This is a genomic window from Paenibacillus xylanilyticus (assembly GCF_013359935.1).
GTDB classification, from domain to species: domain Bacteria; phylum Bacillota; class Bacilli; order Paenibacillales; family Paenibacillaceae; genus Paenibacillus; species Paenibacillus xylanilyticus.
On the sequence record NZ_JABMCB010000202.1, the window covers coordinates 196,627 to 221,583 of the forward strand.

Here is a 24,957-nt window from a genome sequence, read left to right on the forward strand (position 1 = left end):
TCCAAACGTATCATTATACGTCAACCTTCAACTCGATTCTTCGCCTTACCACTGCTAGTGATACGGATCACCGTAATGAATCAAAACATAAAGTATCTTTTGATCACAAGATATACATATCAATATAAACAAAACCCCACTTCATTGCCGAGTGGGATTTTGAATAGAACTTCTCTTTTGTGGAACTATCGTTCCGCTAAATAAAGGGAGAGTAGTATTAGATCTTTAAATGAACCACATCTTCTTCCATCAAAAACTTAGGTACCCGCTTCTCCATTTTTGGCTCACGAAGTTTAATATAAGGATTGCTAGATAGATAGGTTTCTTCACATGCAAAGCGAAATAAGGAACGTACAAAACGGATACGGTGCCCTAGGCTGCTTGGTTTTAAACGTTCTGATTGCTTTGCTAAGTATTCCTTTAGAAGATATAAAGTTACTCCCGAAATATCTACATTCCCTAGTTCCGAAACCAACATCTTGAGTTGTAAAGCATACGAACGCAATGTATTTGGGCTAAACCCTTGAATTCGTTTATCTGCTTCATATTGATTCCAAAGTTCACTTAAAATCATAATAAAACCTCCTATAAGAGCAAATAATTCTAGTTTGCTTCAAATAAAAGGTTTTAGACTGGGGCTATTAACTAAAGTTTCCCGTTAGTTTAGCGTCGACTTATGTGAAATCTTCGCCGAAGTCCGTAAACAGAACCTACCAACAGGAATATGCCAATTATAAAAAACGATGGCCAAGAGTCATATGCAAACATTCGAACAAACTCCCATGTGTTCAAAGGACCTGAATTGGGGCCATCACTATATGGATAAAAAGAAAAAAGCGGAATTGCAGTAATTAAAATAAGAATCGCTCCAACCACAAGTAAGGATAATAATATAATATTTCTCATCAATGGTATCACCCCTATTTCAATCTTATCACAGCGCCTCATTAAACATAACTGCCCGTTAGTTGAATAAAGCAGCCGATCACATGGATCAGCTGCTTTATTTGTAACATTGAGTTATCGTTCGTTTCTACGTTAGTTCTATCATAAAACACGGATAAGTTAAGGATTACCGGAGTAATGGGTGTATCAGAGTTAGTTTACTGGCTCCAACACCGTTATGGCTACGGCCAGCAAGTCCCGCGTCATTGCCTCCACCGTACGCTGCTTAGGGTTGCGGCTCCACTGTACAGCCGATCCAAATATCCCCCAACTAATCACTTTCGCTATCGGCTCGATCATCCCCTCTGCAATAGAAGCCTGCTCCCCCACCTTCTCATGGAGCCATCGGAGCAGCAGTCGTTCAACCTCTTTCTGGATCGCAACCTCGAATATCGGCTCGAATTGGACGTCACCTGGCGTCATATACTGGCGTAGACGAGCCAGAAATTCGAAAGTGACCTGAATCAGCGTTCGCAAATCGTCCGTTCCCGTAAGGGTGTAATCCGTCAAGCGCAACTCCACGATTTTGCGAAACTTGTCACTCATCCAGCATTCCAGGAACGCGTACTTGTCTTGGAAATGAGCATAGAAGGTGGAACGATTAACCGTTGCATAAGATGTAATGTCTTGTATCGAAATAGAGTAGATATTTTTCTTCTGTTCGAGCAGGCCCATAAAGGATTGAAGCATCAGCTCACGCGTCCGCTTCACTCGAGGATCGTCCAAGTTGACTGGCATATTCGATGTTGCTCCTTCCGGCGTTCCAAAACCGACAAATCGGCATTCATGTCGTTTAAGGAACATAATCGGCTAAATGCTGGTTGTTCGGATACCACAATCCTATTACCATTTATACAGTATAACAAATCTAATATTGATGGTTAACCAACACTATCGAATAAAAGGCAAAGAAAGGTGATTGAGATGATTATCGTAACAGGAGCAAGCGGACAACTTGGGCGGATGACGGTAGAGAAGTTACTAGAACGCATGCCAGCAGAACAGATCGGCGTCAGCGTGCGCAATCCTCAGAAAGTACTGGAATTGCAAGGAAAGGGCGTACGTGTACGCCAAGGTGACTTCAACGATTCCGACAGTCTGGCTTACGCCTTCGAAGGCGCGACACAAGTGTTGATCATCTCCGCTGACGGCTTCGGTGAAGCTATCGTTCAAAGTCATCGTACGGCGATCGAAGCTGCCAAAAAAGCTGGCGCAAACCGAATTGTCTATACGAGCCACATGGGCTCGTCTCCTTCGTCACTTTTCGCCCCGATGAAGGATCACGCCGCTACCGAAGATGCACTCCAAGCCTCAGGCGTCCCCTTTGTAGCACTGCGCAACGGCTTTTACATGGCATCAGCGCTAATGTTTCTCGGGGATGCTATCTCGACAGGCGTGCTTGCCGCTCCAGAGGACGGTCCAGTCTCTTGGACTACACACACTGACCTTGCCGAAGCTGCTGCAATCGCCTTGAGCGAGCAACGCTTTGAAGGCTTGACACCCGGCCTGACCGGGACCGAGGCCATTGACCTCACCGGTGTCGCAGCCATTGCTTCGGAATTGTCTGGCCGCCCCATCCAGCGCGTGTTCGTTTCCGACGACCAATATCGCGACACACTTGTGTCGCATGGTGTCCCTGAAGCACAGGCTAACATGCTGCTTGGCATCTTCCGCGCCAGTCGGGAAGGCGAATTCGCTCACATTGATCCGACGCTCACCAACCTGCTCCATCGCTCGCCGCTTTCCGTGCATGACATCCTGAAGGCGTCGATTGCCGCTAAGATGTAAGCCAGGCAGACTTTGTTCGCTAACATTTACCTATCTAGATAATTCTATCGCAATAACAATAAGGCTATCCGATCCAGGATGGCCTTATTGTTATTCTAGTCCTGTTAAAAAGAAATCGTTCAACTTTTGCACAAAATTTGCGTCATTTATGATACGGTTAACCTCGGATTATCTTAGACTATCCTGCCCATTAATTTAATGAATTACCGAGGAAAAAACCGTCTAATTATATGCCTAATCGGTACAAGTCTTGTCCTTGGCTCGGGAAACGAACTTGTACCGATAAAATAAAAAAGCCGCTAAAATAGCGACTTCAAAGGAACCATGTTCTTGTCCCTCGACACAAAATGATAATTTACGGGATAAAGATCTTCAATTGATAAAACGTTGTGCTTAGTTAAATGAAAAAAATCAATTCCTATTTTTATGTATAATTAAAAGATACATTACATCATTAGATCCCTCTCACGGAGGTGAATTTTCGGAAAATAACTATTAAACAGTTGGTTTAGAATTACTAATTAAGGAAGTGACTTATGAGAGAACAGAAACGTGTTTTAATTGGTGGAATTATAGGAATCGTAATTGCTACCGCTGCATTTGCTATTTATTATGTTGTTACCTTAAGTACGACCTTTCAAAAGGCTGTTCTTGACGAGGTCGACAATGTTGACAATGCTTATTTGCAGATCGTTCGTGTCCCTAAATCAACCGAGACAAACGAAGATGTCTTAACACATATTATGGATATGAATGGTTTCCAGGAAATTTCAAATCAACTATCAGGTCTGGAGCTAAAGAAAGTAGATAGACCCATTAATGATAGTAATTCGGCCTATACCTATACCATCTACATTCGAAACAAGAGTGATAATTCGGAAGTAGTGAGCTTTGGGATTGATAATAGTAAACAAATTACAATTGGTAACAGCAAAGGTTATCAAAGATACGAAGTATCTAACTCATTTGACTATGAAGCCTTCCGTGCCTCTGTAGATAAACTTCTTACTGAAAATTAGAACAAAAGTTATAAGTCATGGAGCATTGATTGGGCTGTCATTACAGCTTTAATACTAGCCTCAGCAATAACAGGACCAAAAGAGAGTTTGATCATTTACGGTATACTTCGTAAGTTCTCCATCCATTAAAAACTTAAATTTTTCAATCGATTTAACTTTAATCTTGCCTTCCCCAATAATATGTACTGAAGTTTCCATCTATTTCATCAATAGAAAACTTCAATTTTGTTTTGCAGATCCGTCTGTTTTATCCGAATCTTTGAAATCATCATTAAGAAAGTGAACCTTAATTCATCAATTCTGTTTGGTTTATAAAAAAAAGCTTTGGCGTTAAATATCTACTACAAATCCCAGGCTAAGCTGCCTTTAACAAAACAGCCGATCACAATGATCGACTGCTTTTTTGAACTTATTCAGATGCTGTTTCCATTAAGTTAAATCATTTTTCTTTTGCACATTACGCACACATTCAATCCTGGTCGGGATCCAGTCTTGGAGGGCTCATTAATTCAAATAAGGTTAAATTCGGGACCCTAGCTGGCAACCATTATATTTGTAACAAGCAGATTATAGAGTTGGCCAGATTCTACTTTTCTAGGTTAGTCAGCAATCGGTAAATGACTGTCACCGCTTGCGCACGTGTGGTCTGACCTTTCGGGTCAAACCGGCCATTTGGCATGCCTGTAATTAAACCACCCTTGCGAACGGCCTCTATTGCTGCCAAGGATTCCAATGAAAGATTTTTCAAATCAGCAAATTTCGCAGAAACCTCTTCCCCTTCAGATGGCAACGTAACATTCAAATTGCCTGCAAGCCGATAAATCATTACGGCCATTTCCTCGCGGGTAATTGGCTCATTTGGACCAAAGCTACCATCTGCTTTCCCTCTAACAATGCCCAGCTTATGCGCACTTGCGATTGAAGTGCTATACCATGTGCCTTCTTTGATATCGCTAAATGCGGTTTTAGTGGATTCATCCAATAAATCGAATGTGGTCATCAACGTTTTAAGAAATTCTGCACGGGTTACTAGAGATGCCGGATTGAAATCTCCAGCTCCCGTTCCCTCAACAGCCCCTCTTGCAGCAAGGGCTTCAATGCCTTCCACAGCCCAGTTCACATTGATCAAGTCCTTGAAGGCAACGTTTACGCCAATTACTCCGAACATGCCGTTCTGCTCCATGTTAAACTCAAACATTTTTGTGGATGCATCATATTTACCGCCAACAATAGCTTGGGCTATACCGGCATCATTCAGTGTAAATGCAACCACTTGATGCCCTTTCATCGCTTCCTTCAACTGATAAGGCATGGCTAGTCTAAGTCCTTTTCCATGTAGTACTTTAGAAGAAATACTTTTCCCATCTGCTTTCACCGTGATGTTGCTGACTAAGTCTGCTTCAAGAAGTTTTCCAGCTTGTTTTGGCAACTGGCTTGGTTCGACGGCTTCAAAGACCACTCCCAGATTAGTGATGTCCCTAATCGCAGTTAGGAATTGATGAGGTATCGTCAACACGGTTGATCCCATTTCAATTTTTACACTGGTTAAAGACTTCGTAGTACTAAGCGTCTTCCACGGAAGCAAGGCTTCGACTTGTTGTATTTCCAAATCCTTTTGGATGACAATGGTTAACTTTCCGTCCTTCATATCCTCCAGCGCTGCTTTAATATCGCTGTCTTTGAGTTGAACTTTGACCTTACCATCTTTGCCGGTGGCAGCTGCTTTCACTTCGATTCTGCCTTGGCTCACGGTAACAGGCGTAAGCTCTTTCGGATCCGTAGGTGTAGGAGCTGGTACTGGAACTGGTGTTGGAGCCGATGGTGATGGGCTTGGAGTCGGTGTTGGTGTCGGCAGCAGTTTCAATTCAGCAATGGCAGAATCCAGCGCGAGAACCGCAGCATCAATGTCAGCCTGTGAAGCCGATCCGCTCGTCAACAATTGTTCGGCAGTGGAAATCTTTTCCGCTAAGTTCTGCCAGCTTGCCGCCGTATAGCGTTCTTGTTTCAATGCCCTTACTTCATTCAGCTTTGCTTGAAGCGCAGCTGTGTTTACTGGCGGATTTTCTGTAACCTTCAGGACAGTGTACGTCTTCGTTGTGATTTGATCAGAACCTGTTAACGTCACTTTATATCCTGTCTTCAAATCAATGGCCGACGTCAACCCATCAGATTCGTAAACCGCAAATGTCACACTTGCAGGAACGTTTAAACCAGTTTTAAGTTCATCCAGCGTTGTTGATTCCGGAACAACAATTTCCTTGGCCAACTGATCCACAGAACCGCCCGGAATGTTGATCCCTATAATCGTTACATTGTGTTCTTCTACAGGCTCTAGGGCTTCAAAAGCTTCCAGCAACGCTTTATACGCTGAATCGATATCTCCTTCAGTCGAAGCGTCATTATTATATACATCACTAGCCATCTGTAAAGCTGCTTGCAACGTTTGCCATTGTTCCGGTGTGCCAATATAGTTTTCTTCGTTCACAGAAGGATCCGATGCAGCATCAATGGCCGCTTTCAGGCGGGACTTATCGTATTTGACATAAATACGAAGGCTTGCTCTTAGGTCGGTTCCTTCCACACTGCCAAGCACAACAAAATCAGTTGCAATGGATAGCTTGTTTTCAGGAATCTCATCCCATACTACATTAGCCAGCCCTTTCGTTTTGTCTTCATAGGTCACGGTGACTTGTGAAGGCAACTCAGGCATGACGTTGATGGTCGTATTAACTGATGCTGGCTCAATGGCTGTTATCGCTCCATGGTCCGTTTGAGGTGGTTCCTCCCCTTCAGGTTTGGCCGATATAGCACGCCATTCTTTTAAACCGGTGTACACCGAACTGCTTTGGTTTTTCATCGTAAATCGTAATTTGTCGGTCGTGACTTCATTAAAGGTGACTTGGTTGAATTTTCCCTTTTCCATTTTCTTCTCACTAAGTCCGCTAACCGCCACATACTCGCCTATCTCCTGATCCCAATACTCAAAGTCGTAATCGGCTGGTACCTGTACACCGCCTCCATCATCATAAAAGTACATTGAACTGCCAGACAGGGTCACAGGTGTTTTCCAAGTATACTCCACCCAATGACTTTGATTAGGCGATCCCCAGTTTCCATATTGCGTTTCAATCTCTGGGTTGCCGATGCTTCCAGGGACTAAAGGAATATACCCGTCATTCACCGAGTTCAAAGATTCCCATGCCGATGTATAAAAAGCACTTGGCGTAGCCAATAGGGCAGCATTACGGTAACGAAGACTCTCCTCAGCAAGGCGAACTCGATTCGTCATGGACTGCACTTCATCAAGCGTATAATCATCTCGCGCAAGCAGTTCCTTGGCCTCAGTCAATGCTGCTTGCAACGCCTGCCAAGACTCCGGCGTAAAGTCATCTGCATTGCGAACAAGTTTGCCCTGTGGCGATACCCGGTCTGCAAACTTAGCAATGACATTAGACAATTCGGCCGTCGCTACATATACCGTGATGGGTACTTCTACCTTCGTGACTGCTTCCCCGTCACTAACGCTCAACTCGTAGACGTATTCGCCTACCGCGCCAAATGTCACATTCAATGTCGCCTGATCCAGTGTCTCTGCCTGCACTGTACCAGCATCGCCTGATACTAGATTCCATGCATACGTCAAACGCCCGCTTGGCAGACCATCATCTGTAATTACTGGTGCCAACTTCAATGGAGCTCCTTGCTCTACGTTCACCGGCAGGTCTAGTTGCACTTTTGGTGCAAGATTCTCCGAAGGTGTAACGTTCAGGTCGTTATTGTAGATTTGAATTTCCTTAATTCCTGTTGAATAGCCCGACGCATGCGTAAAATGGACTCGGATAGCCGATGTATTCACCGCACTGAATTCAACATTATTGTAATTTGCGGCCACATAATTTGGATAACGGAATTGTCCTTCTACAGGCTTCCATGTTGTGCCGTCCGCATCCAAGTATTCCACACCAAACGTTTGCGGAGCTGCATAGCCGTTTGGCCGCCGGTCATTATAGTAGTACACTTTTACGTTATCCACCGTTTGGGCTCCATCAAATTGAAACGTAACTGAATCCGATGGATTCGGCGATCCGCCGAACAACGCAGTATTCGAGGTATGGGTAATGGACGCAATCGTAGATCCATCTGCCAGTCTGTTCACGTTGGAATTGCTATGGATATAGCTGGATTCAACCGTAGTACCTGCTGCCGTTGCCAGGTTTACGCCGTTGTGCTCCACATCAACTCCTGCTTTATTGAACATGTCAACTGCTTTTTCATTGCCTACAAGTGAAGTATCGTCTGCCGAAGCTAGATTAACAGCGCTACCAATTTCATAAATGACGTTGGTGTTTGTGTTGTCTCCGACAGCACCTGGCACGTCACCGTCCGGTTTTTCTACCTTGCCCGTGGCTGTATCAAAAATGATATGCGACATTTCGTCCGTAGTCATGACACGTTCGCCATTGATGAACAATGAGTATCCCACAGGGATATCTTTGTAATATGGATCGCTATCGCTATACTTGGCCGGGTCTTGCCACACAATGGACAGATTGGCATCATGGTAACGCACATTGTCCACGGCGAAATGGTCATATTGTATATCCAGTGGCCATAGCTCGATTTTATCGTCCGCTCTTGGCTGAATGCCTGCCATATCTTCCATGACGGAATAATTCATCATGCCCAGCGTATCGTGGTGAATCCAGGCACGAACCATCTTCCCACTTGGGTTTGGCGGATTTTGCGGTGTCCAAGGCGTACCAAAGAAATAATCCTCCAACCAGAAAAACTCATTGGAATCCAGGTGATCGGTATTGCCTGGTTCAACCGTGTGTAACCAAGCACCCCAGTCAAACAACGTTTTGTACGTATCGCTGTTGATATTCTCCACGGGGTAATGGCGCAAGGAAGCACGAATCGTATTGATGTAATTCCCAAAGTTGCACCAAGCGAACTGGTCCGTTCCAAACGCGCTGGTCTCTCCATTCTGGAATGCTTCCACACGTTTCATGATACTGTGTTGATCTGCCGTGAAGAATGGGAAAATCGGGTAATAGTTCGGATCACCGTAATCGGATAATTGGGTCAAGTACTTGGATTCGTATCCTACCTCCCCTTCTTTCGGCACTACACCGAAGTTAAACACAAACATATTGTTGTCACGCCATGGATTGAATTCGTCTTGTTGGTTGATGACTTTTTTGTGCAAAAAGCTGCCTTCACCGTTCGTATCAGCTTCGCCGTCACCATCAAAATCTGCTTCGTCGTACCACATGTTGTTCAGAATGGCGGTCCGAATTCGCTGTGCCACCTCTTCCATGCGCTTCGCGTTTGCGTCATCCCCAAGTTGTTCGTACATTTGCTTCGTGGCTACTGCGTTTGCATATGCTGTCGAGGAACCGTCCAAACGTGCATAGTTTCCGTTTCCTTTCCAGTGCATGGACACCGTGTCACCATCATTGCCGGTAATTGGTCCGTGATTGTAATAAACCAAATCAGGATTGGTTCCCCGGAAATGATTCAGTGTGCCCGTCACATCACTTGCTGAGAAATCAGCGAATTTTTTCAACACCTTTTCTCCGCCACCATAAATCTTGTACGCTTCCCAACCGACTTGCGAGGTATTTTGCATCATGTCCCATGTCCAGATATTTGGTCGCCCCGGATTGTTTTTGTAATTGGCATTTTCAGAATACTCGCCTTGGGCTAGCCAAGTCCCGTAGGCATAAGATGGATCTCGCAGCCACTTCAAATCTTGCAACACCCACGGAACACTAACTGTGATGCCGTTGTTATAACCCAGCACCCCTTCCATGTTCATCGGGAATTGCCAGTCGTTTCCGGGAATGTTTGCTTCCAGCAAGTTGAAGCGATTGGACCACCAACGGTAATACAGAACCTTCTTCACATTTTCGTCTGGAATATCGATGTAGGGGATATTTTGTGCCCACCATTCGTTGTATTCCTTCACCTGATCATTGAAAGCCTTTTCATTATTACTAGCTTTAAATTCAGCATACTGTGTTTTCGATGCTGGGATTTCTTCCGCCAACCAGCCCATGACCACTTTCTCATCCACCGATGTGCCTGCAGGGACCGTAATCTCTTTCACCAAATCATTGCCAACAGGCATCATGCCATTTCCGCTGAGATGAACGTCAACATGGGACATCGCTTCCACATATTTTTCTCCGGCACGTCCAACCATAATTGGGGCAGCCACCCGTTTGCCGATCAATTCATCTCCCTCAGCTTCGGTTACAAATGGAGATTTGACAGTCATCGTTAACGTAATTGGCGCATTACCGTTATTGGTTAACTTCAGTAGCGTAACTGCACTGTTAGAGGAGGTGATAAATTTGCGCTGGCTAATGTCGAGCCCGCCACTTTTGTAGGTTTGGTCAGCATGGCTAGGGTAGTTTTTACGAGCAGCCTTGTCTTCGACAACGGCTCCCGTAGAAAGTGTAATGTTGTACATCGTATCTTTGTTCAGGGTATCCGCATAATGTACGGTCCCGACAAAACCGAGTTGCCGGTTATTCTGCGTTTTCATATACAGCGCGCTTCCCCGGCTGAAGAGAGTGTTGGCACTGCCATCATCATTGTTATCGTCTGGGATGACACCCTCGTTAACCAGCAACTTATCGAGCCATGGTAAGTCTGCATGATCTGCAGCGAATTGGTCAAAATCAAAATCTTCAATGGCATTCATCATTTGACCGACAGTTTCCTGACTGAAATCCACGGGCTCGCTTACGATCTGATTATTCTTCCACGTTGCATCACCATAATCGGTACCTACGCCTTCATGAATAAAGTCTGTCGTATAGTTCGCCGATGCAGGTATGATGCCTGTATTCAAGGTTACGACGGTGGCCAAAGCGGCCACCCACATTTTTGTTGCCCATTTCCTCTTCTTTTTCGCCATTGCTTCGTCTCCTCCTTATTAACCTTTAATTCCCGTCAACGTAATGCCTTCAACGAAATATTTGTTGCCGATCAGGAAAAACACCAGGCAGGGAAGTGTTACGATGAGTGCAAGCGCCATGACCTGCTCATAGTTTGGAATACGCATTCCGTTCACCATGTACAAGCCCATAGGCAAGGTATAATCAGCCTCGGTTTTCAGATAAATCATGGTGTAGAAAAATTCATTCCAACAGTTAATGAAACTGAACAATGCAACAACGATCATGGCAGGACGAATGAGCGGCAGCATGATCCGGTAATAGATGCGGAAATAACCCGCGCCGTCGATTTTAGCCGCCTCACTCAGTTCGGCAGGGATTGTCATAAAAAATTGTCTGAGCAGAAAAACGAAATATGCATTGCCGCCTGCGCAGAAAAAGGCTGGAATAATAAGAGCAGGTTTGCCTGCAAGCCCGAGCGATGTATATAACGAAAATTGTGGAAGCAATGTAACTGCACTAGGCAGCATCATACTGCTGATAACCAGCACAAACCAGGCGCCGCGCATGGGAAATCGTAATTTGGCAAATGCGTATGCTGCAAAGCTGGTTGTGATGACGGTGCCAATGACATACGGAACAACGATGGAGACCGAATTCCATAGCTGCCGCCAGAACTGAATCCGTTCCAGTCCTAGCCTGAAATTCTCAAACCCAAGCTCCTTTGGGAAAAATACAGGCGGTCTGGCCAATATTTCCGAATGACTTACCATTGCGCCACGTAACAGCCAGTACAATGGAAAAGCAAAAATTAATGCAAGCAGGAGAGATAACACAATCAAGCCAAAATGAATCGCTCTTCTTCGGTTTTTAGCCTTCTTGATGCTCGTATATTTCATCGGTGCAGGTGCCGTCTCCATTATCTCACCCACTTTCGTTTGCCCGTAGCATCATCACGTTTGAGCGCGCCTTGAAAGTAAAACAACACGCCCGTAATCACCAAAGTAATCAGAAATACGATCCAAGCTTCGGCCGATGCTAAACCTCGCATGCCCACTTGTACAAAAGAATGGTCGTAGATCATGACGTTGATAAAGTATGTCATTCGGTCAGGCGCGCCATTTCTCGATAACACCACACTTTGGGTGTAAATCTGGATTGACGTCATCATACACATGATGAGCTGAAAAAAGAGTACGGGTTTAATCGTTGGATAAGTTACCTTCAAAAACTTATGCCAGGCGTTGCCTCCGTCCATCTCAACGGCTTCCAGCAATTCACCAGGGACGTCTTGTAATGTGGCGATAAATACAACAATTGTCCCGCCGCATGTCCACAGACTCATAATAAACAAAGTGTAGAAAATCTGAAGTGGATCGTTGAGAAAATCCCAAGGCGGAATGCCCATTTGAAGTAGAATCCAGTTGACGAGCCCGCCTTTGGCCTGATTTTGCAATAGCATCTGCCAAACGATCGTTGTCGCTAGCATCGGTATGACGGATGGGAGAAAGAAGATAGCTCTTAGCAAATTTCTCCCAATAAACTTACGGTTCAACAGCAAAGCAACGGTCAGGCAGAACACGATAACGAGTGCAACGTTTACAAAAGCATAAACCAGCGTAACCGTAATCGACTTTTTAAATTCAGAGCTCGGATTGCTGAAAATATACCTGAAGTTATCTAGCCCAATCCATTCCATGACCTGACTGCCGCTCATAATCGTAATTTTATGAAAACTGTAATATAAACTGGCTAGCATTGGGTACATCGTCAGCACCAAAAATCCGATGATGGCTGGGGCAGCAAAAAGATATCCGGCAATGGCCTCTTTGGTGGCACCTTTGGCAATTCTTCTGGCAGGAACGGTTTCTGAACCGATTTTGCGTTCTGGATTCATAAGCATAGCCTCTCTTTTCGAATTCAAACTTCCTTCCTCTGGTTAGGAAACCTTGCCGCTTTCCCACAACGACTTGATTGCCGGCATAATTGCATCATAAATTTCTTTGACACTTTTCTGGCCAGATAATGCCTGGTCAATCGATTTTTCGTATTCTGTGTTCATTTTTAAATAAGCCGGAACATAATACGCTGGCCATTGGATAATGGCACCCTCGGTCGTAGCATAACTAAGGATGGTTTCCTTCGCACTTGCTGGTAGTTCGGCGGTCCATTTATCAATTAAAGCTTGGTCTGTATACCAGTCCGCCTGATTGGGCAGCCATGCTCCGCTTTTCAGCAAATCTAGGCTATTTTCTGGGTTAACCATATAAGCGTAGAATTTTTTGGCTTCCTCGATATGTTTGGAAGTATTGTACACTACGAGTGGAGCTCCAGCATTCATGGTCACTGCTTTCTCCATTTTCGGGAGCACGCCTACGCCAATATCTTCATTGCCTTTGATATTTGCTAAATCCCAGGATCCGCTCACAGCCATAGCATATCCCCCACTTAAGGCATCCACAGCGGAGCCTATTCCAGTACTCCAAGTGTAGCTAAAGGCAGAAGCAACTTTGTCTTTGTTCACAAGATCAGCCAGTTTTTGAATACCTTCTGTCGTTTGTGGCGAATCCCATTGAAACTCTTTTCCATCCGGGGATACAATGCCTCCTCCATTGGCGTTCGCTGCCCAGAAATGATGAAATTCACGCCCTGCCGTAAAACCAAGACCGTAGTTTTCAGTCAATTCAGCATTAAATCCAGCATCGGCGGCTGTCTTACCACTCGAATCCTTGGTTAGCTTCTTAGCATTGGCAACAAAGGTAACCCAATCCCAGGCGTCTTCAACCTTGGTAGGTGGATATGAAACGCCCGCCTCATCAAATTTCGATTTGCTATAGAACAACAGTTCCATTTGGTTGGACAAGCCTACACCAATAACTTTCTGTTCAGGTGTATGGATAGTGATTGCAGGAAGCTTCTCCGGAATGCTTCCATCTGCAAGCAGGTCGGAAATGTCTTCTAAAATGCCCATCTCATTATACTTTTGAATGTCAGCTTCCCCCATGTAACTGATGTCCGGCAATTCTCCGGACTGAAGCCTCGTCTGGATGAAGGTGTCGAATGTGCCGTCTGCCGGCAACACCTGCGCATTAATTTTCACCCCGGTGTCCGCCGTATATTTTTCTGCAGCGGATTCTACCAGTTGTTTCTGTACGTCATCGCCCCAATACAATAACTCAAGGGTGATGCCCCCAGCGGATGTATCCCCGTTACCCGCTGCTGCATTTTTGGCATTGCCAGAAGTGTCCGAATTGCCAGAACAACCTGCTAGCGTGGAGAAAGCCAAGGTTAATGCGAGAGACAGAATCAACTTGCGCTTACCGAACCTCATGTTTGTTTCCTCCCTTTTTCAATGCTATTTATTTCAAGTCAACGAATTTAATCGTTTAACTTAAAAACATGGTCTTGTTTCAATCCGGACGTTTATATGATACTTCTCGTTGGCCAAAGCCTGTATAATCTCTGTTTTAGAACGAATGGTACTGCCTAGATTATAGAATGGTCATAGGCAAGCGGAAAACTTTCCATGTTCCAGTCGAATGCTCTTTTGCAAAGTTCCTTGAGGAGCTCTGAAATCTAAGTCTTCTTCACGGAATACGTACCTGGACGGGTACGCCGCATAACTTTTCACGGTCCAGCCATCATGCTCTTCTGTGACGAATCCGTTGACACATTTTAAAATGCCTTCTCCATCCCGATAGAGATACGTCGTAGTTCCAAACCCCAGCAAATAAGCTACTAATTCTTCACCCATATCCCAGTCATCTCCCGATACATCTGAGAACAAAGCGGAAAACAGCGGATCGTCTGCTCCCACGAACACCGATTGTCCGAAACGATTACGCGACAACTCCGGCATGTTCAAGTTGGGTGCAGATACACTATACGTCGATGCGGCTTCACCTTGCTCCAGCCTTCGCGGGGTGGATCTTACGTTCCAGTCATAGCAATGAAAGATTGCCATCGTAGAGCGATAAGCTGCTTCCAGATATTTCGGGTCACCGAGATGTTCATATGCAACAAGTGCCGATGATGCGGCTAACCCGCCCCATAAGGAATGAATCATTGGAGACAGTGCTTCCCACCATCGATCCGGATTCTGCAGCCTATAGTCGTTGCTGAATCCGATATTCGCCAGAATAAGCTGACCATATTGTGAAGCCTCGTCAATATGCCCAATAAAACATAATGCTGTGCACGTTGGACCAAACCCGGCATTATCATAAAAGTGCTCTGTAACGGCTCCGCCATAGTGCCGAACACCAATTTCCATTTCCCGACCAAAGCGATCCCATAGCTGTCGTAGTTGATTATGTAATTCAGCATATCCTTTGTCTTTTAATGCTTGTAGTAGTTCACGTATGTAAAAAATAAACACACCATTTAGACGCGATTCATCCTTTTCTCGCTGACCTGAATGGCAATCTGGATCAAGTCGCAAACACATGACTTCGGCGGCCCATTTCAAATACTCGGAAGGAGAATGCAGATGAAGTAGCTCTTCATCCATTTGTGATAATAGATAAAAAACGTGCGCGATATAATCGAAATCGTAGATACGATAAAAATTACCGTACAACGGTTTCGGACGATACAAATCACCTTCAATGAACCAGTGCACTTTCATATCCAACACTGCAGCTGCTTCCGCCTTCGCAACCTGCTCGGGAACAGGTGAAGACATCCCATTTTTCATCAATAAGAATGCCAATTTTCCCAGTGACTCACCTTGGTTAGATAACGGACGGAACGCATGAGGCCGATCCGCAGCCTCCCCACCTTCATAGCTATGTAATGCCAGCCATTCTGCTCGCTTTTCAAGTAAGTTATGAACAGGTTCAAGGACATTCCAAACCAGCATGTCACGACGTCCGTCCTTGAGTATCAACTCCAGTTTACGTTCTCCCGGTACGTCAGCAGGTAGGGTTACCATGAACTCCTGTTCAACGACTGGGTTACTAATTTGATTAGAGCCCAAGTCTAGTGACATAGACTTTTCTGAAGGAACCAGTAGTGTCGAGATATCCTGCTCTTCGATGCCATTCGCGTGTCCAGGCGCACTGTATAGCTTTAACGACCTTATTTCAAGATCCCCAGGCAGACGGACTGAGGCTGTGAATTGTCCGCCTTCAGGCACAACGGGTGTAAAGCTCCAGTGAGGATGTCCGAGAACCTTGCCTTGGTGGTAGAAATCAGCCAGGTTCTGAAATGACACAAATCCGTACTCCCAATTCTCCGATTGACCAGGCTTTAACGATAAAGAGTTGTAAGCGTCATCATATATCCAATCGGTAAGTACCAAATCTTTTAATGAGGACCCATCCTCCACCAAAGAAAGTCTGTGGTATAACAAGCCGTCCAAAGATGGAGAAACATGTTCTAGAAAGCGATTACAATACCGACAAAGAGAACCTAATGTGGATGTAATTCCTCTGAGCGTGTAGATTCCGAGATGAGGCCCTACGTTACTACGCCGTACAGCAGCAAACTTGGCAAAGTTCCCACCGATGTGCGTAAACACGGCGCAGGATTCCTGCATGTTACGGTACACATCTTGCGTTCTAAACATAATATAGGCGAGTGAAAACCAAACATGAAACCCTTGAATTTTAATACTCTCATCCGATTCATTGGTCAGTTTGATACCCCAGCGGAATTGATCGCCTTCGAGCAAATATGAAAACAAGATTTTGACCTGTACGTCTTGGAACTCAACGGTAACATGGTGTGTGCTATGTTTCGTAATATTGGGCTCAATCATCGGACTTTGAACAAGCCTGTCATTCAACTGCAAACTCCATTCTCCAAAGAGCTTATCCTCATCCTCTTGAAATCCAATCTCTCGCAAATAATGAGGATCTACTACCCAATTCATCTCATGGGGATCATCTTTCATCACCAATGACTGAACGGTACCACGTTCACCAAACTCGATCATAAATTTTTCATTGCTGAGAATGGTCATCCAGATCACCCTTTCACCGATCAAAATTAAGTTAAACGTTTAAATTTTACTGAATAGAGAAACTTAAATTCCTCTATGATATTGCGAAGCCTACGTGCATTTTATGTATGGAAACTCGCATGCTCCTTTTTAGCTTTTAAGCTTCCAGCATCCGAACAGAATCGCGCTCAATCAAGCGGCATTCCGGCATGGTTAGGTTTTGAACATCTTCTCCATTGATTAGGCGGTAAAGGGTTTCTATCGCTAAATATCCCATCTCATGAAGCGGTAATCCCATTGTTGTCAGACGTGGGCTCAGGTAATCACTGAATTCCCTATCATCAAAACCAACTATAGAAATATCTTCAGGAACGCTAAGTCCCTTTTCCTTCGCGGCCTGAAGAACCCCGACGCCCATAACATCGTTCATTGACAGGATTGCAGTGGGTGGATTATCCATGTCGAGTAGCTCGTTAGCGTACCTATAGCCAGAATCTCTTTCCCAATCCCCCATCTTTATTAAGGAAGGGTCAAACGGCAATTCAAAATCGGTGACTGCCTTGTAATAACCGTTTAATCGGCGTCTTGAAGGGATTGAATCCATTAAGCCACTAATAATGGCGATGCGACTGTGCCCCATTCTTACCAAGTATGACATCGCTTCATAGGATGCCTGTTCATCATTATACTGAATTGAAATATCATCTTGTGTATATCCGTAGGTGTATATAATTGGCTTACCTTCAACATTGATCAGACCTGTTAAGTCGCGAGTGTGAACTCCGATGTAGATGATTCCGTCTACCTGTTTACCAAGCAGCTCAGATACAGCATTGGTTGCATATTTACGGTATGCTTCGACGTCTTGAAAATTGCGGCCAATTCGTTTGTCGAGCCTTAAGTTGACTAGCAGGATATGAAGGTCATGATGGTCTCCAAAGTCGTTTATACCATCGATAATATCCGGAGCGTTAAATACAGTCACATCCTCCGTAATAACACCAATGGTGTTGGTACGATTACGTTTGAGACTTTTAGCAATCTCGTTCGGTTGATAATTCAATGCTTCGATGGCCTCCTGGACCCTTCTGCGCGTTTCGGGACGGACATTACGAGTGCCGTTAAGTACATAGGAGACTGTAGCGATAGAAACATTAGCCCTAAGTGCGATGTCCTTTATGCTGGTTTTTCTCATAGGTCTCTCCTGTCTAAGCATACGAACCATCGTTCAGTAGCTGTTTAAACGTTTAGATAGAAATTTGATAGTTGAATCTTACCTTACAATGACTGATTAAGCAATCGTTATTTTGGATTTTACTTCCACATTTTTTTGCGACTTTAGCTTTGATTATTCCATGACTAATCTCTTCGTTTATGTAGTAGGTTCTTACACCCAAATATTTACAGTTTTGTTGCGCCTGCTCAACTGGCTAAAGCGATAAAAGAAAAAGTCGCTATAATAGCGACTTTAAAGGACAATATTTGAAATAATGAATGTGCTTATAACTTTACCCTGGCCTCTTTCTTCTTTGTACCTAATACCGATATAGTCATTTAATAGGTAAGATAATTGGTACAAATCCGTCTTTTTCGGCACAACCGCTGCTTCACTTCCGCATGAGTGTGATCTTGTTCTTTCTCCGATCCTTTTAAAAAGGCACCTTTAACCCACTGGGGAATATCTTTGGATAAAGTTTGAACCTTTCTACCTCCATTACTAATCTAAATTTTGAGGTGTTATCAAAAATAAAAGAGCGATCGGATAACGTTAATGCTACAGGTAAGTTACCGATCGATCGGTCATATCGTTTTCGGATATCCTCTTCTGGAATATGATGTCCACCATTCCTTACTCGCATTTCTACTCGCTGGCATCCGGATCAATAACCTCTCCTAACTGATCGTTAAAGTTCCTGGTTAGTGTGCTTTTCCCTGCTCCATTTGTTCCAGCAAAAACAGTCATGACGGGTTTGCTCATGGGTATTCAATTTCCTTTTTGTTACCATTTTCTTCATATATGATCTCTGTTTTTCTGCCATCCGGATATTCCTTGATCATTTTTTCATTTTCTTCATATACAATGGGCACACCATTGCTTTTGGCCTCTTGTCTGGCCGAGAATGTTGCTTTTACTAAAATTTCATTCAATTCAGAAATTGACATACGTTTCATGTGAAGATACCCTCCTTAAATAATTGTACGTAAAAGTTTCACACTATTATGGACGGATCATTTTTCAAGTTTAGCTAAGCCTTTTGCATTCTCAAGAAATTTTTCTCACTAATTTGTCCAGACAGCTTTTGTTCAATCAGCTTATTGGCTCCGACTTGGAGCTCCTATCCTTCGATATTTAAATAATAAGCTAGAAAGCGGACTGTCTGATGCAATTTCCTTTTGTCAGTACGCGCAAAGAGTTATCCAAGTATTGTGGTGCCGTCCAATTTCCCCTTTCTTTATGTATCACAGCTTCTTAGAAAATTTTAGTGCGCTTTAGGTCAGATGTATATTAAGAAAGTTACAAAGAAAAAACAACTGCAAAATTACACCCTACTTCATACATCACCAGGATTTAGGTTCCTTATGATCGGGATCGGAACTTGCTCATATCAGGCTTGGGGAGCTTCTCATTTTTATTTAACAAATCAATACTGCTCATCTCTTCTTCGGTCAACGTGAAATCAAAAATCGAAATATTCTCCAACAGCCGGGTTGCATTAAATGATTTGGGAATAGTCACAAAACCACTCTGTATATCCCAACGCAGGATGACCTGTGCTACCGTTTTGCCGTGTTTACTTGCGATACTCTCCAGCGTTTCATTGCCAGACAGCTGACCCTTCATCAATGGGGACCAGGCTTCCATCTGAATTTGATGCTGTTTGCAGAAAACTCTTAATTCCATATGAGTCAAATTAGGATGGAATTCGATTTGATTGACCATGGGAACAACTTCCGCCACAGACAATAGACCTTCCAGATCATTGATTTGAAAATTGCTTACGCCGATGGCTCTGACTCTTTTTTGTCTGTACAGATGCTCTAGCGCTCTCCAAGTATCAAGGGACTTCCCCTCGACCGGCCAATGAATCAAGTATAAATCCAAATAGTCCAATTGCAACTTCTCCATGCTGGATTCGAATGCATGCAGCGTCGAGTCGTACCCTTGGTCCCCGTTAGCCACTTTTGTGGTTATGAACATATCTTCTCTTGGAATTCCTGACTCAGCTACAGCCCTGCCCACCTGTGTCTCATTTTCATAAGCCGATGCTGTGTCAATACTCCTGTAACCCATTTCCAAAGCCTGTTTAATAGCTTCCGTAGCATCATCACGTTCGGGCGTCCAGACGCCAAGTCCGATCCATGGCATCTGCACTCCATTCCTGAGTTGGGTATAGTGACGGTTCATAGATATATCCCTCCTGAATATTTCTAAAAAACCTCCTGGATCCAAAATCCAAGAGGTTATTGTAATGATACATATTAATAATTATATCGTGTCTGATGATTCTAGTCCAAGTCTGAACCATTGGATGCAATGACTTTCTTGTAAAAGCCAAAGTTTTTCTTTCTTATTCTTCTTATCCTACGTTAACTTGCCCGTTAATTTGATATTAGCGTATATAAATCAAGTCAGTATCAATCACATAATCAGACTGCCCCTCCCACGCTGAGGGGACAGTCGTTGATAGTGAAGATCCTATATAATCATCAGTAAAGTCCAATATGATAGTATATTGGATTGTGCTACTTTTGGTATGATCTTCTTAATCGTTTGAAGTTCAATCTTGCACTGTTCTCTCATAGTTCACTACCACAGTGGTGTCTATACTGATCAACAGCTTACGTTCTTTTTATCATTCTATTGTTTAAAACGAGCATTAGTTCATCCGATTGTCGATTGAGCGATGATACCTAAATATTGTGCGCTCTCTTTAGGCTTCCGTCTCCTGCGTTGCACGATCAACCTCAATCAGACCGAATGTCATGCTATATCCTGTCTGCCACTCGAAGTTATCAAACGTGGTCCAATGTAAATAACCTCTGACATCGATTCCGTCGTTGAGACATGATTGAAGCCCCTTCAGGTCCGAACACTTCTCTCGTGTAATTTTGAAGTCCGGAAAAATCGTCACTTTCCCTAACAAATACTCCTCTAGTTATGATTTATGATGTCTTAGTTTAATTCCGTGAGGCTCATCAATTCCATCATTTTCTCGCTAACGAACTCTAAAACTTCCGAATCCTTCGGTTCGTTACCAAAAATATGGCGACAAGCTTGAACAAAAGTTGCTGATTACATGGATCAGCTTTTTGATATTATTGAGCTATCTGCTAATGTAGCATACCCTTTTCTCTGGTTTTTTCTGTCGATAGAAAATGCCCGTAAAAAGATTGATTTATCACTATCTGTAAAATCGTAAACTTATTCACTATTGTGCAAGACAAAGAAACCTACAGGTTCTTCTCCTAATAGAAAAACAACAGGTACACAATCTTCATTTCGGAAGAAATCAAGAGCTTTACTGGGCAAAAACACAAAGTCCATTTGCGATTCATTCAAAGTATACTCTCTAACTTTTGATTCCCATTCGGGATTCATCTTTCTATTTAATTGCCCCTGTCCCTCGACAATTGTATATCGAAGAAATCCAGCATATAATCGCTCTTTCGGGAGAAATCTTCCTGTAATGCCCAGCATGTTGAAAATCGGAGAAATGAATTGTACGTCGGCAAAATTCAAATGCTCCGCATTGCACAGCTAGATATAAAGAATGTCTAAGCCTCTTCGAGCCACGTTTCGTTATTCGTGTGCTTGTCGCCGTAAACTTCCCTGAACTAAAAATTCCAGGACCAAGACCTGCAAACGCCTCGAGTTGCTAGCAGAATCCAGTCCTTTCGCCCCTGTTTTGGTTTACCATCCGATAGCCGCACCATCGCTGCGAGGGTCCGTGCCCCCGAACAGGAAGCCATTGTCATCGATCATAATGGCATGCGCATGTCCCATTACTCTAGCAAAATCTTCAACTGTGTATACCGCGTGTCCGGCTAGCCGTAAACGCTGCTGCACTTCTGCCGTAATTCGGCCTTCCACTCTTAATTCTTGCGTTGCCTCTCCCCATGTTCTTCCCCACACCCAGCGGGGTTCACGCACAGCGATCTGGGGGGGCATGCGATAATCCACCATGCGGGTCAGCAGCGCGGTTTGTGTCTGCGGCTGACCTTCTCCTCCCTGGGTACCATACAAAATATACGGCTTCCCATCGCGGCAAGCCATCGCTGGCATCAGGGTATGAAAAGTTCTTTTGTCTGGTTCAAGCCTGTTCACATGCGACGGCTCAAGAGAAAAGAACGAGCCCCGGTTCTGCAGCAAAATACCGGTGTCTCCCCCAACCACAGCCGAGCCGAACTCAAAATAGAGGCTTTGGATAAATGAAACGGCATTGCCCTCACTGTCTACTACTGCCGCATAAGCCGTATCATGGCCTACCGGCTGGGTATCCATCGGCAGAGCTCGCTCCATATCGATGCAGGCCGCCAGCTTCGCGGCATAGGATTTGGATAGCAGCCGGTCCAGGGGAATGGAGGAAAATTGTGGGTCTGTCAAATAACGATCGCGGTCACGGAAGCTCAGCTTCAGCGCTTCCACAAGCAGGTGATAGTACTCATAGGAACCATGCTCTATACTCTCCAAATCAAACTGTTCTAGAATTTGAAGCGCCATTATACCGGTAAAGCCCTGTGAGTTCGGAGGGACCTGATAAAGATCAATCCCTCGGTAACTCCCTTTGACCGGTTCCACCCATTCACCTCTGTGTCTCGCAAAGTCCTCCAGTGTCAGCAGACCGCCCTGCTCCTTAAGGGAGCGAACAATTTCCTGACCAACACTGCCTGAATAAAATACGTCTCGGCACTGGTCCGCAATCTGCAGCAGGCTGCTTCCCAAAGCAGACTGCACAAAGCGGCTGCCTTGCTCCGGGACCTTGCCTCCAGGCAGATAGATGGCGGCTGTCTGTGGATAAGCTGCCAGCACATCGAAACGCTCGGCTGTATTGACATGCTGGTCCGGCGACAGTGGGAAGCCTTCCAGTGCATATTGGATCGCGGGCTCAAGCACCTCTGCCAGCGTCTTCGAGCCATATTCCTGCAATATGGCATCCCAGCCGTCCACCATACCCGGCACAGTAATGACACTTCGGGGTCCCCGCTGCGGGATGGCTGATTCGCCGGCAAAGCAGCTGGCGGTAATCCGGCTGCCCGAACGTCCACTCGCGTTATATGCCCTGACTTTTCTATCTTCGTTGCTATAGGTTAACCAGAAGGAATCGCCTCCCAGTCCCGTCATATGGGGGTATACGACGGCAAGACAGGCGCTCACCGCCACGGCGGCATCAAAGGCGTTACCTCCTTGCTGCAAAATACGCGCTCCTGCCGCGCTGGCCAAAGAATGAGGACTGACTACCATCGTCTGTGTGCCTGTGACTTGTGGAACCATCTTGCCACCTTCTTTCTCTTCTATGTTCAACTGACGGTAATTCCTGTTTGTTGCTTATTATGTTACCAATTCAGACGCGAATGTCTGAGCTGTATGCAAAGCAGACTGCCATTTGCCGGAGGCATACACCCAGCGACTCATTTTTGTACCCGATAGCAGCTGCGTGACATCCGAAGCATCCGTGACAACAAAGTTGCAGTCATGCCCTTCTTCTATTCCATACTCGTCGCAGCCCGTAATTTCAGCAGGTGTATCCGTGATCATCCGCAGCAGCTGTACTAAATCCTGTTCACTGCCCATATGGGCCGCATACGATGTGATTTGGGCGATCTGTATCAGATCCCCCCGGCCGAACGGATGGAACGGGTCCTGAATATTGTCGGAGGCCGCAGCAAGCGGAATGCCTTCTGCAAGCAGCTCGCGAATGCGTGTTGTGCCCCGTCTTACCAGGCCGCGATCTTCCCGTCCCTGAAGATACATGTTCACCGCAGGCAGCGTTACGGCGTTCAGACCTGCTTCCTTCATCTTCGCCATCACAAGCTGTGCATCATTTTCCGTCATTGCGGACAACGAGCACAGATGATCTGCCGTCACTCTGCCCTGATAACCGTAGCGAATTGTATGCTCTGCGATGCTCAGCACGGTTTTTTTTCCGGGATTATCACTTTCATCTGCATGCAGATCAATGGGTACGCCGAAACGTTCCGCTAACCGAAAAATCCTGCCAATCTCCCGTTCAGGGTCGTCTGCCAGGTGAGGGGCTCCACCCAGTACATCAATTCCCATCCGCAGTGCTTCCTCGATTGCCTCATCTGCTGCTTCATGATTGCCGCGGAACGGAACCATGAGCGCATATTGGATAGACATACTGCCCTTCAACTTCTCCCGTACTTCCAAGGCTGCCTCAATCGTCCGAAAGGCCACCTCTCTCCCCAAATGAACAGGGAAGTCAAGGTGGCTTCTTATGGTCGTGGTCCCGTAGCTCAGTGCCATTCTGGCGGCCGTCAGCATGCGTTCCGCCAGCTGCTCCTTGCTGAATGTCTGTACAGCATGGCTGTAACTAAGAATGGCTTCATGAAGTGTGCCGGATCGGTTCGACACCTGCTCAAGCGAAAAAGCTTTATCCAGATGCATATGACAGTCAACCAGGCCAGGAAGCATCATCCCGCCCTGCAGATCGATGCAATCCGCGTCTGCGAGCCGTTTCAGATCCGATCCAGCCTGGTGCGGGACCATCAGACGGGAAGCACCGCTTTCCCATGCATCAAGGAAACGATCCTGCCGATGGACACTAACCCATTTTCCAACCTCCGCCTTTAGTTCATAAAGGCAGAGGTCTTCCCGATGCGGTAGGCGTACATTAATGAAATGCAGCCCTGCACTCATTGCGCTGTAGCCAGTGCCTGAAGCACGGCCAGATCCTCCTCATCCAGCTCGGTGGCAGGACCCGCTTTGATCATATCCGAGAACATTTCGTCCGGTACCATCGTCGTCAGACAATACAGACGTGTGCTGCCCGTGTTGATAATATCGTGATGGTTGCCCGGTGGAATAATAATGAATGAGCCTTGGCGGATCGGAGTCTCATATTCGTTGCCAACTTTGGCAAGCCCCTCCCCTTTTAACACATAAAAATATTCATAAGCTTCCCGGTGTTCATTGGATGGAGTTCTGCCTCCAACCTCGAAGATCTCCACAAATGAAGTGAAAGGAACCTGCTCCCTGTCGCACAGTAAAATGAACTTGTTCGTATCCTGTGCGGAAATTTTGTGGACGGGACAATTCTCAAAGTTACCAGCAACCAGACCTGGAATGTTCACCATATACATTCAACCTCACTTTGATTGATTTAATTTATAC

General features: G+C 45.1%; 17 protein-coding genes and 2 pseudogenes. 2 read left to right on the forward strand and 17 right to left on the reverse strand.

Annotated features, from left to right (window positions below):
* Positions 1-217: 217 nt before the first annotated feature.
* Together HP552_RS27725 and HP552_RS27730 are read right to left on the reverse strand one after the other, a co-directional pair.
* Positions 218-574: a tyrosine-type recombinase/integrase gene (locus tag HP552_RS27725; RefSeq protein ID WP_246311087.1), complete on the reverse strand. Its 357-nt coding sequence runs from the start codon at positions 572-574 to the stop codon at positions 218-220.
* A 524-nt stretch (positions 575-1,098) separates the two neighbouring features.
* Positions 1,099-1,683, reverse strand: coding sequence for a TetR/AcrR family transcriptional regulator (locus HP552_RS27730; protein ID WP_175398602.1), 585 nt, complete (start codon positions 1,681-1,683; stop codon positions 1,099-1,101).
* Positions 1,684-1,869: 186 nt separating this feature from the next.
* Here HP552_RS27730 and HP552_RS27735 point away from each other — a divergent pair, with 186 nt between their 5' ends.
* Both HP552_RS27735 and HP552_RS27740 read left to right on the forward strand, forming a co-directional pair.
* Positions 1,870-2,733: an SDR family oxidoreductase gene (locus HP552_RS27735; RefSeq protein WP_175398603.1), complete on the forward strand. Its 864-nt coding sequence runs from the start codon at positions 1,870-1,872 to the stop codon at positions 2,731-2,733.
* Between the two features lie 536 nt (positions 2,734-3,269).
* Positions 3,270-3,752 (forward strand): hypothetical protein, encoded by a 483-nt coding sequence (locus HP552_RS27740; RefSeq protein WP_175398604.1) that lies wholly within the window; start codon positions 3,270-3,272, stop codon positions 3,750-3,752.
* 586 nt (positions 3,753-4,338) lie between these two features.
* Here HP552_RS27740 and HP552_RS27745 read toward each other — a convergent pair.
* The 15 genes and pseudogenes from HP552_RS27745 to HP552_RS27815 all read right to left on the reverse strand — a co-directional run bounded on the left by HP552_RS27745 (position 4,339) and on the right by HP552_RS27815 (position 24,920).
* Positions 4,339-10,680 (reverse strand): S-layer homology domain-containing protein, encoded by a 6,342-nt coding sequence (locus HP552_RS27745; RefSeq protein WP_175398605.1) that lies wholly within the window; start codon positions 10,678-10,680, stop codon positions 4,339-4,341.
* 18 nt (positions 10,681-10,698) lie between these two features.
* The gene (locus HP552_RS27750; protein WP_175398606.1) at positions 10,699-11,580 is read right to left on the reverse strand and encodes a carbohydrate ABC transporter permease; all 882 of its coding nucleotides are present in this window, start codon (positions 11,578-11,580) and stop codon (positions 10,699-10,701) included.
* The gene (locus HP552_RS27755) at positions 11,580-12,557 is read right to left on the reverse strand and encodes a carbohydrate ABC transporter permease (RefSeq protein ID WP_175398607.1); all 978 of its coding nucleotides are present in this window, start codon (positions 12,555-12,557) and stop codon (positions 11,580-11,582) included. Before HP552_RS27755 ends, HP552_RS27750 begins: the two co-directional genes overlap by 1 nt.
* A 42-nt stretch (positions 12,558-12,599) precedes the next feature.
* Positions 12,600-13,991 (reverse strand): extracellular solute-binding protein, encoded by a 1,392-nt coding sequence (locus tag HP552_RS27760; protein ID WP_175398608.1) that lies wholly within the window; start codon positions 13,989-13,991, stop codon positions 12,600-12,602.
* 171 nt (positions 13,992-14,162) lie between these two features.
* Positions 14,163-16,625 (reverse strand): hypothetical protein, encoded by a 2,463-nt coding sequence (locus HP552_RS27765; RefSeq protein ID WP_175398609.1) that lies wholly within the window; start codon positions 16,623-16,625, stop codon positions 14,163-14,165.
* A 136-nt stretch (positions 16,626-16,761) separates the two neighbouring features.
* Complete coding sequence (locus HP552_RS27770) at positions 16,762-17,799, reverse strand: LacI family DNA-binding transcriptional regulator (RefSeq protein ID WP_175398610.1); 1,038 nt, start codon at positions 17,797-17,799, stop codon at positions 16,762-16,764.
* Between the two features lie 779 nt (positions 17,800-18,578).
* Positions 18,579-18,776: a hypothetical protein gene (locus tag HP552_RS27775; RefSeq protein WP_175398611.1), complete on the reverse strand. Its 198-nt coding sequence runs from the start codon at positions 18,774-18,776 to the stop codon at positions 18,579-18,581.
* A 406-nt stretch (positions 18,777-19,182) separates the two neighbouring features.
* Positions 19,183-20,010: an aldo/keto reductase gene (locus HP552_RS27780; RefSeq protein WP_175398612.1), complete on the reverse strand. Its 828-nt coding sequence runs from the start codon at positions 20,008-20,010 to the stop codon at positions 19,183-19,185.
* Between the two features lie 526 nt (positions 20,011-20,536).
* Complete coding sequence (locus tag HP552_RS27785; RefSeq protein WP_312884358.1) at positions 20,537-20,737, reverse strand: family 1 glycosylhydrolase; 201 nt, start codon at positions 20,735-20,737, stop codon at positions 20,537-20,539.
* Positions 20,738-20,778: 41 nt separating this feature from the next.
* Positions 20,779-20,880: pseudogene (locus HP552_RS35495) on the reverse strand (DUF2992 family protein); the annotation flags it as partial.
* Positions 20,881-21,027: 147 nt separating this feature from the next.
* The gene (locus tag HP552_RS35950; RefSeq protein WP_175398613.1) at positions 21,028-21,345 is read right to left on the reverse strand and encodes a hypothetical protein; all 318 of its coding nucleotides are present in this window, start codon (positions 21,343-21,345) and stop codon (positions 21,028-21,030) included.
* 4 nt (positions 21,346-21,349) lie between these two features.
* Positions 21,350-21,481 (reverse strand): annotated as a pseudogene (locus HP552_RS27800) (transposase); the annotation flags it as partial.
* Between the two features lie 35 nt (positions 21,482-21,516).
* Entirely contained in the window at positions 21,517-23,097 is a 1,581-nt protein-coding gene (gene ggt, locus HP552_RS27805; RefSeq protein ID WP_175399135.1) for a gamma-glutamyltransferase, read from the reverse strand.
* 57 nt (positions 23,098-23,154) lie between these two features.
* Positions 23,155-24,483, reverse strand: a complete 1,329-nt coding sequence (locus tag HP552_RS27810; RefSeq protein ID WP_175398614.1) for an amidohydrolase family protein — start codon at positions 24,481-24,483, stop codon at positions 23,155-23,157.
* Positions 24,480-24,920, reverse strand: coding sequence for a cupin domain-containing protein (locus HP552_RS27815; protein ID WP_090898515.1), 441 nt, complete (start codon positions 24,918-24,920; stop codon positions 24,480-24,482). Before HP552_RS27815 ends, HP552_RS27810 begins: the two co-directional genes overlap by 4 nt.
* Between the last annotated feature and the right edge of the window lie 37 nt (positions 24,921-24,957).

Bases quoted from the DNA above. Each gene is read 5' to 3' on its own strand.
- HP552_RS27750 (WP_175398606.1), bottom strand. From the start codon at position 11,580: ATGGAGACGGCACCTGCACCGATGAAATATACGAGCATCAAGAAGGCT.
- HP552_RS27730 (WP_175398602.1), bottom strand. From the start codon at position 1,683: ATGCCAGTCAACTTGGACGATCCTCGAGTGAAGCGGACGCGTGAGCTG.
- HP552_RS27745 (WP_175398605.1), bottom strand. From the start codon at position 10,680: ATGGCGAAAAAGAAGAGGAAATGGGCAACAAAAATGTGGGTGGCCGCT.
- HP552_RS27760 (WP_175398608.1), bottom strand. From the start codon at position 13,991: ATGAGGTTCGGTAAGCGCAAGTTGATTCTGTCTCTCGCATTAACCTTG.
- HP552_RS27765 (WP_175398609.1), bottom strand. From the start codon at position 16,625: ATGACCATTCTCAGCAATGAAAAATTTATGATCGAGTTTGGTGAACGT.
- HP552_RS27755 (WP_175398607.1), bottom strand. From the start codon at position 12,557: ATGAATCCAGAACGCAAAATCGGTTCAGAAACCGTTCCTGCCAGAAGA.
- HP552_RS27735 (WP_175398603.1), top strand. From the start codon at position 1,870: ATGATTATCGTAACAGGAGCAAGCGGACAACTTGGGCGGATGACGGTA.
- HP552_RS27780 (WP_175398612.1), bottom strand. From the start codon at position 20,010: ATGAACCGTCACTATACCCAACTCAGGAATGGAGTGCAGATGCCATGG.
- ggt (WP_175399135.1), bottom strand. From the start codon at position 23,097: ATGGTTCCACAAGTCACAGGCACACAGACGATGGTAGTCAGTCCTCAT.
- HP552_RS27740 (WP_175398604.1), top strand. From the start codon at position 3,270: ATGAGAGAACAGAAACGTGTTTTAATTGGTGGAATTATAGGAATCGTA.
- HP552_RS27810 (WP_175398614.1), bottom strand. From the start codon at position 24,483: ATGAGTGCAGGGCTGCATTTCATTAATGTACGCCTACCGCATCGGGAA.
- HP552_RS27815 (WP_090898515.1), bottom strand. From the start codon at position 24,920: ATGGTGAACATTCCAGGTCTGGTTGCTGGTAACTTTGAGAATTGTCCC.
- HP552_RS27770 (WP_175398610.1), bottom strand. From the start codon at position 17,799: ATGAGAAAAACCAGCATAAAGGACATCGCACTTAGGGCTAATGTTTCT.
- HP552_RS27775 (WP_175398611.1), bottom strand. From the start codon at position 18,776: ATGAAACGTATGTCAATTTCTGAATTGAATGAAATTTTAGTAAAAGCA.
- HP552_RS27725 (WP_246311087.1), bottom strand. From the start codon at position 574: ATGATTTTAAGTGAACTTTGGAATCAATATGAAGCAGATAAACGAATT.